Below are 12,616 nucleotides of genomic sequence, written 5' to 3'. Positions count from 1 at the left end.
GTTTCATCGGACGTCATTCCGAGATGCGAGCGCAGCGAGCCTCGAAGAGACCAAGATGATTGCCTATGGCTCATCCTTCGAGCCCCGTCGCGCCGCGCCAGCGCGAACTGGCGGGGCGCTCAGGACGACGCTTTGCCGGATAGAGGCCGCAACTGGCCCGCCAGAAGGCGACGCGATCACGCCGCGCTGGCTGCGAAGTCCATGCCGCGGCGGCGTTTGCGGAACTCCGCCGGCGTCTCGCCGACCTGACTCTTGAAGCCGCGTGAGAAGGCGCTGGTTTCGCTGTAACCGAGTTGCAGTGCGATCGAGGTTACTGGGGTTCGGGTTTCGAGCAGCATGCAACGCGCGATATCGGCGCGGACACGATTGCGGACATCGAGATAATTGACGCCGTGATCCGCGAGCTTGCGCTGGAACGAGCGCGTACTCATGCCAAAATCACCGGCAGCGACTTCGATATCGGTCGGCACCGAACGGCACAGCGAAGCCGCGATCCAGGCCTCGACACCACGCACCAGATCGAGCAGCGTCGCACGCCGCAGCATGACGTCGGCGAGATCGGCACGAAGCCGCGCATGACGCGCGCGATCCGCCCAAGGCACGGGCGCGTCCAGCAGCCGCGCGGAAAACAGCAGCGCGTTGTCGCGCCGGCCGAACCGCAGCGGGCAATCGAAATGCTGCTGATAGAACGGCAGATCATCCCCGGCGGCGTGTTCGAACTCCACCCCGATCGGTCGCCAGGACCGTCCCAGCAAGCCTTTCAGCATCGAGTATTCGATCGCAAGCGAGAAGCCGGCATCCTGCTCGCGAAACCGGATCGCCGGATCCTGGATCGCATAAGCCAGCCGGGCGACGCCGTTGCTCACCGACAGAGTTGTGTGGGTATTCGTCTGCACGCAGGCAAAGAAACGATTGAAGCTCTCCAGCGCGTCGCCGACCGTCTGCGCGCTATGCACCAGATCGCTGATCGGGCCGAGGGCAGCGAGGCGAAAATCCTTGCCGAGCTCGAGGCCGAGCGTGCGGTTGCCGCTTTCGTGCGCAGCCGCCTCGAGCATCGAGGTGAACGCGGCGAGCGGCAGCATCTCGGCGGAATCGTCGAGCTTCGCCCGCGAAATGCCCGCACGCGCGTTGATTCCAGCCGATTCCGGCCGAAGCCGGACCAGCGCGGATAGCAATTCCTGCACGGCACCCGCCGTGATGGTTCCCGATGAAGACATCTCCGACGACTCCAGAGGAAGACGAAGGATCTCTAAGCAAGAACTACACCAGAGCGTCTCCGACCCGCGCCTGGGGTCGGGAAACTCGAGCCAGTCTCAGAGGCACGACAAACAAGAAGTACAGAACACTGCCGAATTTGGCGCCGCAGCAATCGGCCGGACCATCGCCTCGCGCCGAGCCTGCCACTACGCGTTCACGTGATCAGCACTCAGCGTCGCTGAGATTGGCGGCTAGTGTCAATCCTGCTTCCCACTGGCCGATGCAGCATGGCGGCGAACAGCGTGCTCGACGCGCAGCCACAACAATCAAGGGAAGCAACACATGAGCCTCGCGGAAGACACGACCTGCTGTCACAGCGCCACAACCGCGCCCACGTCATCCATCCTGCATCCGTTGCAGCCGCTCACGCCCGACGAAATCACCCGTGCCGCCGCGATTGTCCGGACCGCCCCGCCCTACGGCGCGGCAACGCGGTTCGAGACCATCGAACTGCTCGAGCCGGAGAAAAGCGTCGTTCACGCCTTCAAGCCGGGCATGCCGATCGCCCGCAGCGCGCGCGTCAACGTGTTCAGCACGGAGGCACTCGGCGTGACGCGGATGACCGTCTCGCTCGACAGCGGCACGATTCTGTCGCGCAAGGACTTTCCGACCGCGCGCCCGATGATCCAGCTCGAACAGTTTCTCGCCATCGAGGGCTATGTCCGCGCGCATCCCGATTTCATCGCCGGCTGTGCGCGCCGCGGCATCACCGACATGACCACGGTCTGCGTCGATCCCTGGTCGGCCGGCAACTTCTCGATCCCCGGCGAGGAAGGCCGGCATCTGTGCCACGTGTTCGCCTGGCAGCGGCTGCGCGAAAACGAGAACTTCTACGCGCATCCGATCGAAGGCCTCAACGCGGTGATCGATCTGAAGACCTGGGAAGTAATCCGGGTCGACGATTACGGCGTAATCCCGATCCCGACGATCGAAGCCAACTACGAGCGCCAATTCATCGAAAAGCCGCGCGCGCCGCTGAAGCCGATTAACGTCACCCAGCCCGAGGGCGTCAGCTTCAAGATCGAGGGGCGGCATCTCAGCTGGGATAAATGGTCGTTGGTGGTCGGCTTCAACGCCCGCGAGGCGCTGACGCTGCACGACATCAAATACGACGGCCGCTCGGTGGCGCATCGCGCCTCGCTGGTCGAGATGGTGGTGCCTTACGGCAGCCCGGACAACGGCCATTTCCGCAAGAACGTATTCGACGTCGGCGAATACGGCATCGGCAAGCTCGCCAATTCGCTCAGCCTCGGCTGCGACTGCCTCGGCGCGATCGAATATCTCGACGTCCATCTCAACACCATGAACGGCGAGGTGCTCACGATCGAGAAGGCGATCTGCATCCACGAGGAGGATTCCGGCCTGCTGTGGAAGCACTGGGACTTCCGCACCGACCGCGCCGAGGTGCGTCGCGCCCGCAAGCTGGTGGTGTCGACGATCTGCACGGTCGGCAACTACGAATACGCGCTGTATTGGTACTTCCACATCGACGGCTCGATCGAGTTCGAAATGAAGGCGACCGGCATCATCAACACCGCCGCCTGCATTCCCGGCAAGCCGGGTAAATACGCCCGCGAAGTGCTGCCCGGCGTCGTCGGCCATATCCATCAGCACATCTTCTGCGCCCGTCTCGACATGGCGGTGGACGGCGAGCAGAACAGCGTCGTCGAGTGCAACACCTATGCGGAGCCGGCCGGCCCGGACAATCCGTACGGCAACGCCTTCTACGAAGCCGAGACCGTCCTCGACACCGAGAGCAAGGCGGCGCGCCGTGCCGATGCGGCCTCGCACCGCTATTGGAAGGTCGTCAATCCCAACAAGCTCAACTACGCCGGCACGCCGGTCGGCTACAAGCTCGACGCAATGAACTGCGTCACGCCGTTCGTCAGTCCCGCCTCGCCGTCCGGCAAACGTTCGGCCTTCACCCAGAACCACGTCTGGGTGACGGCATTCGATCCGGACGAGCGTTTTCCCGCCGGCGAATACATGAACCACTCGGACGGCAGCGGCGGCTTGCCGGATTTCATCAAGCAGGACCGCCCGATCCAGAACACCGACATCGTGCTGTGGCACGTGTTCGGCCTGCACCATCCGGTGCGGCTCGAGGACTTCCCGGTGCAGCCCTGCATCTCGACGGGCTTCAAGCTGGTGCCGCACGGCTTCTTCGACGGCAACCCGTGCATCGACCTGCCGGCGGAAGTCAACGCCGCCAGCTGCTGCGCCAACGCGACCAAGGCGTAAAGGCAGTAGCAGTGATGCGCCACTCCGTCATTGCGAGGAGCGCAGCGACGAAGCAATCCAGCCCAGCGCATCGGACTGGATTGCTTCGCTGCGCTCGCAATGACGGGGAGAGACGTCGGCGCCGATCGAGCGCGGTGAGCGACACGCGATGATCACCACCGGACTCCCTTTCATCGGCGGCGCTGTGCTCGGACTTGCCGGCAGCCTGCATTGCGCCGGGCTGTGCGGGGGTATCGCTTCGTCGCTGCTGCTCGCAACATCGGCGCCGGATGCGGCCGCGTCCGGCCGGGCCGCAACGCTGCTTCGCATCCAACTCGGCCGTGCGCTGAGTTACACGCTGTTCGGCGCAGCGGTCGGCGCTGGCGGCGCCGCGTTCGGCGGACTGGTGGCGCTGGCCGGCTTCCAGCCAGCAATGCGGATCGCTGCGGCCTGCGCACTGGCCTGGACCGGACTGTCGGTTGCGGGCCTGGTCCCCGGCTTTCGAGTGCTCGATCGCGTTCTCGCAGTCGCAACCTCGATGCGCACTCGCTCACCGCGTGGGCTTCCGCCGTCGCTGGCCCTCGGCATCGCCTGGGGCTTCGCACCTTGCGGCATGGTCTATGCCGCGCTGCTCAATGCGATGCTCAGTGGCTCGTCGGTGGCCGGCGCCGAGTTCATGGCTGGCTTCGGACTCGCGACCATTCCGGCCGTCGCCGCTGCGGCCTTCGGCGTGACGAGTCTCGCCAGCGCCCGCGTCTCGCGGCGTGGCTTTCGTAGCGCGCTCGGCGCCGCATTGGTCGCGCTCGGTGCCGCCAGCATGATCGAGCCGGCGATGTCGCTCACGGCGCTCTGCCTCGGCGCGTGACGATCCAAAAAACTCGAACTAAGCCGCCAGCGTCTTCAGCACCTCGTCACAGGCCGACACGACGAGATCGGCGTGCTCGCGGGTGAAGCACAGCGGCGGGCGGATCTTCAGCGTGCTGCCGAACGGCCCCGCGGCGCCGATCAGGATGCCATGCTCACGCAGACCGTTGATCACCTGGGTGGCAATCTCCGGCGCCGGCGTCTTGGTCTCGCGGTCGCGTACCAGTTCGAGGCCGACAAACAGACCGCTGCCGCGCACGTCGCCGATCTGGATGTGGCGGTTGCCGATCTCGCGCAGGCCGTCCATCAGGTAGCCGCCGACCCGGCTGGCATTGTCCATCAGGCTTTCGTCACGGATCACGTCGAGCACCGCGAGACCGGCGGCGGCGGCCACCGGGTTGCCGCCGAACGTGTTGAAGTACTTGGTCTGCCCCGTGAAGCGATCGATCAGTTCGGGCCGCGTCGCCACGCCGCCCATGGGAAAGCCGTTGCCCATCGGTTTGCCCATGGTGACGATATCCGGCACCACATTGTGCCGCGCAAAGCCCCAGAACGCCGCTCCGGTGCGGCCGAAGCCGGGCTGCACCTCGTCGGCGATGAACACGCCGCCATGCGCGCGCACGATCTCCACCGCCGGCGCGAGAAAGCCGGGCGGATCGGCATAGACGCCGTCGCTGGAAAAGATCGTATCGACCAGCAGCCCCGCGAACGGAATGCCGGCACGCTGCAGATCAAGGATCGCCGCTTCGATACTCTGCGCGAAACGAGCGCCGATATCGTCGCCCGGATTGCGGAACGATTCCGGCGCGGGCACGACGCGGACATGCGCGGGCGGCTCCCGCCCCGGCCACGACGACGGCGACACATCGCTGACCGCCGTGGTGTTGCCGTGATACGCGCTCTCGGTGACGATGAAGCCGCGCCCGCCGGTCGCAGCGCTGGCCATCCGCAGCGCCAGGTCATTGGCCTCGCTACCGGTGCAGGTCAGCACCAGCTGACTGATCGGTTCCGGGAAAGTCGCGAGCAGCCGCTCGGCGTAGCTGTCGACGACGTCGTTCAGATAGCGCGTGTGCGTATTGAGCTGGCCGGCCTGCCGGCTGATCGCCGCCACGACGGCGGGATGCGAATGGCCGACCGAGGGCACGTTATTATAGACGTCGAGATAGCGGCGGCCGTCGGCGTCGTGCATCCACACGCCTTCCGCCCGCACCATCCGGATCGGCTCCTGATAGAACAGCACCGAGCCGGAGCCGAACGAGCGCATCCGTCGCTGCAGCGCAGCGCGCAGCTCAGGATCGGCGGAGGCCGCCGCGCTCGGATCGAAGGCGTTCAACGCCAGGATCTCCTTGTCGCGCGCCACATCCTCTCCTTTTGCGGTTTGGGCTTGTGCTGTGCATCGCAGCACATCCTGCCACTCCACTGTGAGCCAAGGTGGAATCTCCCACAACCTCACCACAATGCAGGCAACGGCATTGCGGAATCGCGGGTCTATTTTCCGCAAAGCACCGCAACGTGCGGCTGATAACGGCTGAATTGATCGCGCGATCGGAGTAACAGCTCGCGTCAAAGCCTATTATTTGCGCAGAATGCCGCTCACTTTATGGGGGACTTGCCACATTCTTGGTGTGGACTCACAACTCGATTGCGCTGAAGCTCAACACCTGAGCCGGACCGCAGATCCTTCGGACGATGCGCATCCGGACCAACATCGAGTGCGCATGGTCAGCATCCCCGTCACAGCAGACGCCGAACCGCTCGCCGCCCGCAAGCCGCGGCGCGCCGACGGGGACCGGCTGTCGAAGACGGCGCGCCACCAGCACATCATCTCGCAACTCACCGCCGCGCCGACGCTCCGCGCCTCCGAACTCGCAGCCGTCCTTGGCGTCTCGACCGAGACAATCCGGCGCGACCTGATGGAGCTGCAGGAGCAGAAGCTGATCAACCGCACCTATGGCGGCGCCTCGCGGCCGTTCGCGCTGGAGCCGTCGCTGGTCGATCGCAAGCGCCTGCTGATCGCCGAGCGCGAAGCCATCGCGGCCGCGATCGCCGATCTGATCCAGCCGAACGAAGTGCTGATGCTGGGCGCCGGCGCGACGACCTTTCACGTGGCCCGTCGCCTCGCCGCCACCGCGCGCGATATCACCGTCATCGTCAATGATTTCGCGATCGCCGGCGCGCTCGCCACCAACGCCTCGATCCGCATCCTGTGCTGCCCCGGCCGCTATCACGCCACCGAAGGCTACGTGTTCGGCACGCAGACCATCGCGAGCATCAATACGTACGAGGCCAATCGCGCGATCGTCGGTGCCACCGGCGTCGGTGCACGTGGTATCAACGATGCCGACGAGGAAGCCGGCGCGGTCTATGGCGCGATGGTCAAGCGCGCCGCGGAAGCCATCATCGTCGCCGACCACAGCAAGTTCGAGCAGCGCGCCCTCACGGTGTTCGCGCAGTGGACCGAGATCGACCGCTTCGTCACCGACAGCGCCCCGGAAGGTGCACTCGCCACTGCCGTGCGCGAAGCCGGCACCGAACTCATCGTCGCCCCATGCTGACCTCGCGAACCTCCTCTTCGTCCGCCCCGCCAGAAAGGGTTATTGCCATGCATGACACCATGACCAGAAGCACCCCGACGACGACGCGGCAGATCCAGATCGGCCGCCTGCGCATCGACGGCGTTTCCGCCGACCAGGCTTACGTCTGGAAAAGCGAGAATGCCGATGTCGACCGCGACGCCTGCTACATCCTGGCGATCCCGACCTCGGGCTGCATGACGCTGACCCAGTGCGGCGAGACCAAGGTGGTCCGTGCCGGCGAATATGTCCTGCTCGGCCAGCGCGGTTCGACGGCGCTGTCAGCCGCCGCCGGGCTCCGCCTGCTGATGCTGCATATTCCGGCGACGGAACTACGCGGCCGGCTGGTCTCGGTGGAAGATCACGTCGGCGGCCGGTTCTGCGCCAATGAGCGCATGACCTGCCTGCTGGTCGATCTGGTGAAGGGCATCGCCGAATTGTTCGCCGATCGCGCCCCGCCGAACCCGCAGGCGCTCGCCACCGAGATCGTCAGCTTCGTGGCGCTGACGCTCGGCGCCGAGGATCGCGGCGCCGCGATCGACGTCCGCAACACCCGCTATCAGCTGCGCCGCCGGATCTTCGATTTCATCGAGAAACATCTCGGCGACCAGAATCTCTCGCCGCGCAAGATCGCGGAGAGCAGCCGGATCTCGATGAGCTATCTATATAGTCTTTTCAACGACGACGAGACCACAGTCGGCCAGTTCGTTCAGGTCAAGCGCCTGCAGCGTGCGTATGAGCTGCTGGTGGCCGATCCCAAAGGCCATCGCACCGTCGCCGAAGTCGCCTACGAGGTCGGCTTCAAGAACGTCTCCCACTTCTCGCGCAGCTTCAGCCGACACTTCAGCATCGCGCCGCGCGACGTGCGCCAGGTCGGCGCCGATCCGGCCGCAACGCCGGCAAAGGCGCGCAAGCCGGCAGCGTCCCGCTACGGAACGACTTATTGGGAAGCCGATCGGCTGCAGGAGACGGCGTAGTCCGTCTCCACCTGTTTGTTTGTAACTGCCCCTGCCGGAGGGTCCTGTGGCCACGCCCGATCACGCTTCGATCGAAGCGAACCTTGCGCCGTTCTTCGACGATCTCGCCGACGCCGCCGGCGTCATTGCGCGGCATCACTTCCGCACCCGGATCGACTTCGAGCGCAAGGACGATTTGTCGCCGGTGACGATCGCCGACCAGGGCATCGAACGCGAGCTGCGGCGGCGCATCGAAGCACGCTTCCCGGACCATGGCATTCTCGGCGAGGAAATGGGGTCGACGCCGGGTGAGCGATACACCTGGTATCTCGACCCGATCGACGGCACCAAGAGCTTCATCTCGGGCATGCCGCTGTTCGGCACGCTGATCGCGCTGAACGACGATCGCAGCGGCCGCGTCGTCGCGGGCATGATCGACATGCCGGCGCTCGGCGAACGCTGGTACGGCACCGCGGACGGCACCACCTTCAACGGCCTGCCGGTCCGCGTCAGCGCGACGACCGAGCTGGCCGACGCACAGATCTACACCTCGTCGCCGGACTTCTTCACGCCGGAGGATTGGGAGCGCTACGACACGCTCAGCCGCAAGGCGATGTTCCGCCGCTTCGGAGGCGACTGCTATCAATACGGCCTGCTTGCATCGGGCTATTGCGACCTCGTGGTCGAAACCTCGCTGAAGTCGTTCGACTTCATGGCGCTGGTCCCGGTCATCGAAGGCGCCGGGGGCATCATCCGCGACTGGTCCGGCAAGCCTCTGGACCCGACGTCCGACGGCCGCGTCATCGCGGCGGCCAACGAGAAGCTGCTAGAGCAGGCGCTCGAGATCATCGAGACCAGCTGAGCCGCGCCCCCTCTCCCGCTTGCGCGAGAGGGCTGGGGTGAGGGCGACGCGGGCAGCGAGTCAGCGACTCGCGGAGCGGAGGGCCCTCACCCGGATCGCTGCGCGATCCGACCTCTCCCGCAAGCGGGAGAGGTGCGCAGTGCCGCTCCGACAAACTAACAATTTGATGGTACCAAGCGATAAAATCGAGGCCCCTCCCCGATCGCAGCGCGCTCCCTCTCCCGCCTGCGGGAGAGGGCTGGGGTGAGGGCGCCCCAGGCAGTGACTCAGAGGCTCGCGGAGAGGAGGCCCCTCACCCGCCGCGCTTCGCGCGTCGACCTCTCCCGCAGGCGGGAGAGGTGCGCAGTGCCCTGGGCACGACTTCGCCTCACACCATCCGCAACCAGCTATCCCAGCGCGGATCGTACATCAGGCTGCGGGCGCGCATGTATTTCCAGATGCCATATTTCTGGTAATCGAAATCCCATTCCTTGAGCTTGCGATTGACCACCGCCCAGGACGCCCACTTCACGTCGGCGAGCGCGCGGTTGAGGATCACGCGCGCGACCATCGACGGGCGGACTTCGCCGCAATATTGCTCGATCAGGCTCAACGTCAGTTGCTCGTCAAAGAACATCTCGGCGAACAGCACCCCGAGCTCGTAGCTGCGCTCGTTGTTGGAAGCGAATTCGTAGTCGATCAGCCGCATCGGCTTCGGCGCCGACGGATCGGCGCTGATGAGGAAGTTGCCCGGCATCGGATCGTTGAAGCACGGCACCAGATCGAGGCCTGACGCCATGAAGGCGTCCTTGGCCTGCCGATAGCGATGTTCGATCCAGGGCATGTCGGCGGGAAAGTGCGCGCCGAGTTCGCGGCCCTGCTCGATATGCTCCTCGATCATGTCGAAGATCGTCTTGGTCTGCGCCAGCGCCGGGCCGGCATGCAGCCGCCGATACAGCGCCAGCACGTCCGACTGGATTGCCGCATCGCCGAAATCGCCGTTGGTGCAGGCGCGGTAGCCTTCGAGGAACTCGCTGACTTCGAGGCCATCCTCGGCATCGAAGAACACCACCTCCGGGGCGATCTCCATCGCATGCGCGTTGCGCGCCGCCTCATTGGCGGTGACGCGATCGATGAACATCTCCGAGCCCTCGCCCGGCACCTTGACGAAGTAGCGGCGGTCGTCGCCGTCGACCTCGACGATCCAGTTCTGGTTCATCAGCCCGCCGACCAGCGACGCATAGCTGAAGCTGCGGCCCTGCCATTGCGGGACACGCTTCACCGCCGCTTCGAGCGCCTGTTCGTGGTCAGTGCCGGCCTCGCCGGCGCGCCGCTTGATCGACATCAGACCCTCCGCACCATGTCGCCGAAGCGCGGCTCACGCACGGCCATCGAGCAGCGCAGAAAACGCCAGCTCGCGAATTTGTAGAACTCGAAGGTGTTGCGCGGCGATCGCGCCGACAGCAGCGCGCCGATCAGCCCGTGCCGCAGATCGTCGGCGATGCCGTAGATCCGCGTGCGATTGTAAGCCGCCTCGTCGAAGCCGCCGGTGGCGCGGATGAACGCGTCGCGCGCTTCGGGCTCGCGGTCGAACGCTTCGACCAGAAAGCTGCCGAGGTCTTCCAGCGGATCGGCATTGCCGGCGCGGTCCCAGTCGATCAGCCGCACTTCGCCGGCATCGCTGATAAGGATGTTGGAGACGTTACCGTCGCCATGGATCGGCACCGTCTCGACCTTGACGCTCGCCAGCGCCGCCGCAGCGAAGCGCAGCTCGGCCATCATCCAGTCGATGTCGGACGGCAGCTGCGCCCCGATCTCCTTCACCGCCTGATAGAACCGCTCGATCTCGGTAAACACGCCGGCGCTGCGCGGCAGCGGCGGCCCCTCGTGGAATTTCTTGCGGGTTGCGATCACCGCGTCGACCAGCTTGGGATCGAGCATCCGCTCCAGCGTGCCGACGCGCCAGCCGGCGTTGAGGTCTTCCATCACCAGCACGCCCGTGGCGGCATCCGCGACGAACACTTTCGGGCCGATGCCGAGATCCGAGGCGCGCTGCGCCGCCTCGAACGCGCAGGCGACATCGATATACAGCGCCGCATCCGGGTCCATCGCCTTGACGAACAGGCTCTCGCCACTCGCCTTGTCGGTGGCCCGCCACGGCGCGCCGTCGACGCCGCGCCAGCTCGGCGAAGCCAGCACGGAGAGCGCCGGCTCGATCACCAGCGATCGGCCGCTCCAGCCCGGCACGGCTGCGACGTGGCTGCGAACCTGCTCCATTTGCGCGTCGAAACTGATCATCGAATCTCCGGACCCTGCGCGCACCGACGCCATCCCGGCGGCGGCCTTCATCTGCGTGAAGTTTCCTCAGGATCGCCGCAAAGGGGATGCCCGCCGTTCCACCAAATCGTGCCGATGAAATCTCCCGTCGTTTGCCGGTCCGCAAAGTCCGCTATCCCGAAGGGAAGGCCCCGCTTGTCTCGGGGCGGTTGCGGAGTTGTCGATGTCGATTGAAGAGCTGATTGCCATGAATCTCGGCGACCTCGCCGACGCCTACGCGGCGCGGACGCTGTCGCCGGTCGAGGTGCTGCAAACCGTCATGGCGCATGCCGAAGCCGTCAATCCTGCCATCAACGCATTGTTCTGCTTCCGCCCCGACGAAGCGCTCAGCGCCGCGCGGGCTTCCGAGGGGCGGTGGAAGACGAATACGCCGGCCGGCCCGCTCGACGGCGTCCCGATGACCGTGAAGGACAGCGTCGCGATGGTGGGCTGGCCCTACCTGCACGGCATCAAGGCCAATGCGGAGCTGCCGCCGTCCAACTACAATTCACCGCCGGCGATCGCCCTGCAGGAGAGCGGCGCGGTGATCTTCGCCAAGACGACGATGCCGGATTGTGGCCTGCTCGCCGCCGGCGTCAGCTCGATGCACGGCATCACCCGCAATCCGTGGGGGCTGAAGTGGAATACGGGCGGCTCCTCCGCCGGCGCCGGCGCCTCCGTCGCGGCGGGCGCGGGGCTGGTATCAGTCGGCACCGACATCGCCGGCTCGGTGCGGCTGCCGGCCGGGCATTGCGGCCTCGCCTCGCTGAAGCCGACGCACGGCCGCATCCCGCATCTGCCGGCCGATACGATGCGGATGGCTGGTCCGATGGCGCGCAGCGTCGACGACGCCGCGCGACTGCTCACCGTCCTGACCCGCGCCGACGAGCGCGATACCTGGAGCTTTCCGAACGACGGCACGCAGTATCACCAGCATCTCGGCCGCGACATCAAGGGCCTGCGCATCGGCGTCCTCACCGACATGGGCTTTGGCCCCAAGCCGGAGCCGGCGGTGCGCGCGGCGGTGGAAGCTGCGGGACGGCTGCTCGCCGGCGCAGGCGCGATAGTCGAGCCGATGGCGCCGCCGCTCGATGTCGACGGCTACGCGCCGATCGACCTGTTTCTCCAGGTGCGCGGCTTCGTCGAAGTCAGCGGCCTGCCGCCGCACCAGGATGGTGGCATCAATCCGTATGTGAAGGCCTGGGCGCTCGGTGGCGAACGGCATTCCGGCGCCGACATGTATCGGGCGCTGGGCGCGATTACCAAGATGAAGACCGCGCTGCTCGCCGCGTTCGAAGGCTGGGACTACGTGATCGCGCCGGTGCTGCCGGTGGTGAACTTCCCGGCCGAGGAGCCCGGCGTGTCGCGCGAGGTGCCGCTCGCCCACACCGTGTTCACCGCGATGTTCAACCAGACCGGCCAACCGGCCGCGACGGTCTGCACCGCGTTCGACGAGCGGCATCTGCCGATCGGCGTGCAGGTGATCGGCCATCGCTGCGACGATCTCGGCGTGCTGCAGATCGCCAAGGCGCTCGAGCAGTTGCGCGAAGTGACGATCGACTGGCCGCTGACGCCGCGCGCCTGAAGGA

10 protein-coding genes are annotated in these 12,616 nt (G+C 66.0%); 6 read left to right on the top strand and 4 right to left on the bottom strand.

Annotated elements, in window-relative coordinates; translation table 11 throughout:
• Positions 1-176: 176 nt before the first annotated feature.
• Positions 177-1,217, bottom strand: coding sequence for an AraC family transcriptional regulator (locus tag ACOJTD_RS04680; RefSeq protein ID WP_420131764.1), 1,041 nt, complete (start codon positions 1,215-1,217; stop codon positions 177-179).
• Positions 1,218-1,539: 322 nt separating this feature from the next.
• On the opposite strand from ACOJTD_RS04680, the gene ACOJTD_RS04675 reads away from it, so the two are divergent.
• Positions 1,540-3,498, top strand: coding sequence for a primary-amine oxidase (locus tag ACOJTD_RS04675; RefSeq protein WP_420131763.1), 1,959 nt, complete (start codon positions 1,540-1,542; stop codon positions 3,496-3,498).
• Positions 3,499-3,646: 148 nt separating this feature from the next.
• The gene (locus tag ACOJTD_RS04670) at positions 3,647-4,342 is read left to right on the top strand and encodes a sulfite exporter TauE/SafE family protein (protein WP_420131762.1); all 696 of its coding nucleotides are present in this window, start codon (positions 3,647-3,649) and stop codon (positions 4,340-4,342) included.
• Between the two features lie 18 nt (positions 4,343-4,360).
• Here ACOJTD_RS04670 and ACOJTD_RS04665 read toward each other — a convergent pair whose 3' ends face one another.
• On the bottom strand, positions 4,361-5,701 hold the full coding sequence (locus ACOJTD_RS04665) for an aspartate aminotransferase family protein (protein ID WP_420131761.1): 1,341 nt from the start codon (positions 5,699-5,701) through the stop codon (positions 4,361-4,363).
• A 358-nt stretch (positions 5,702-6,059) separates the two neighbouring features.
• On the opposite strand from ACOJTD_RS04665, the gene ACOJTD_RS04660 reads away from it, so the two are divergent.
• From ACOJTD_RS04660 to ACOJTD_RS04650, 3 genes are read left to right on the top strand one after another with little or no spacing between them, the layout of a single operon-like run.
• Positions 6,060-6,896 carry a DeoR/GlpR family DNA-binding transcription regulator gene (locus tag ACOJTD_RS04660; protein ID WP_420131760.1) on the top strand — a complete coding sequence of 279 codons (837 nt, stop codon included), beginning with the start codon at positions 6,060-6,062 and terminating at the stop codon, positions 6,894-6,896.
• A 59-nt stretch (positions 6,897-6,955) separates the two neighbouring features.
• Entirely contained in the window at positions 6,956-7,891 is a 936-nt protein-coding gene (locus tag ACOJTD_RS04655; protein WP_420131759.1) for a helix-turn-helix domain-containing protein, read from the top strand.
• Between the two features lie 46 nt (positions 7,892-7,937).
• Positions 7,938-8,732 (top strand): inositol monophosphatase family protein, encoded by a 795-nt coding sequence (locus ACOJTD_RS04650; RefSeq protein WP_420131758.1) that lies wholly within the window; start codon positions 7,938-7,940, stop codon positions 8,730-8,732.
• A 367-nt stretch (positions 8,733-9,099) separates the two neighbouring features.
• Here the strand turns inward: ACOJTD_RS04650 and ACOJTD_RS04645 are convergent, their stop codons facing one another.
• Together ACOJTD_RS04645 and ACOJTD_RS04640 are read right to left on the bottom strand one after the other, a co-directional pair.
• Complete coding sequence (locus tag ACOJTD_RS04645; protein WP_420131757.1) at positions 9,100-10,056, bottom strand: phosphotransferase; 957 nt, start codon at positions 10,054-10,056, stop codon at positions 9,100-9,102.
• On the bottom strand, positions 10,056-11,009 hold the full coding sequence (locus tag ACOJTD_RS04640) for a phosphotransferase (protein WP_420131756.1): 954 nt from the start codon (positions 11,007-11,009) through the stop codon (positions 10,056-10,058). Before ACOJTD_RS04640 ends, ACOJTD_RS04645 begins: the two co-directional genes overlap by 1 nt.
• Positions 11,010-11,211: 202 nt before the next feature.
• Between ACOJTD_RS04640 and ACOJTD_RS04635 the strand changes: the two genes are divergently transcribed.
• Entirely contained in the window at positions 11,212-12,612 is a 1,401-nt protein-coding gene (locus tag ACOJTD_RS04635) for an amidase (RefSeq protein ID WP_420131755.1), read from the top strand.
• The last annotated feature ends 4 nt before the right edge of the window (positions 12,613-12,616 follow it).

This window comes from Rhodopseudomonas sp., from assembly GCF_048594845.1.
Classification (GTDB): domain Bacteria; phylum Pseudomonadota; class Alphaproteobacteria; order Rhizobiales; family Xanthobacteraceae; genus Rhodopseudomonas.
The sequence above is the reverse complement of the archived record's forward strand: the minus strand, read 5'-3'. Positions and strand labels throughout refer to the sequence as shown.

Coding starts and splice junctions, on each gene's coding strand:
- ACOJTD_RS04675 (WP_420131763.1), top strand. CDS start 1,540: ATGAGCCTCGCGGAAGACACGACCTGCTGTCACAGCGCCACAACCGCG.
- ACOJTD_RS04640 (WP_420131756.1), bottom strand. CDS start 11,009: ATGATCAGTTTCGACGCGCAAATGGAGCAGGTTCGCAGCCACGTCGCA.
- ACOJTD_RS04655 (WP_420131759.1), top strand. CDS start 6,956: ATGACCAGAAGCACCCCGACGACGACGCGGCAGATCCAGATCGGCCGC.
- ACOJTD_RS04635 (WP_420131755.1), top strand. CDS start 11,212: ATGTCGATTGAAGAGCTGATTGCCATGAATCTCGGCGACCTCGCCGAC.
- ACOJTD_RS04670 (WP_420131762.1), top strand. CDS start 3,647: ATGATCACCACCGGACTCCCTTTCATCGGCGGCGCTGTGCTCGGACTT.
- ACOJTD_RS04645 (WP_420131757.1), bottom strand. CDS start 10,056: ATGTCGATCAAGCGGCGCGCCGGCGAGGCCGGCACTGACCACGAACAG.
- ACOJTD_RS04680 (WP_420131764.1), bottom strand. CDS start 1,217: ATGTCTTCATCGGGAACCATCACGGCGGGTGCCGTGCAGGAATTGCTA.
- ACOJTD_RS04660 (WP_420131760.1), top strand. CDS start 6,060: ATGGTCAGCATCCCCGTCACAGCAGACGCCGAACCGCTCGCCGCCCGC.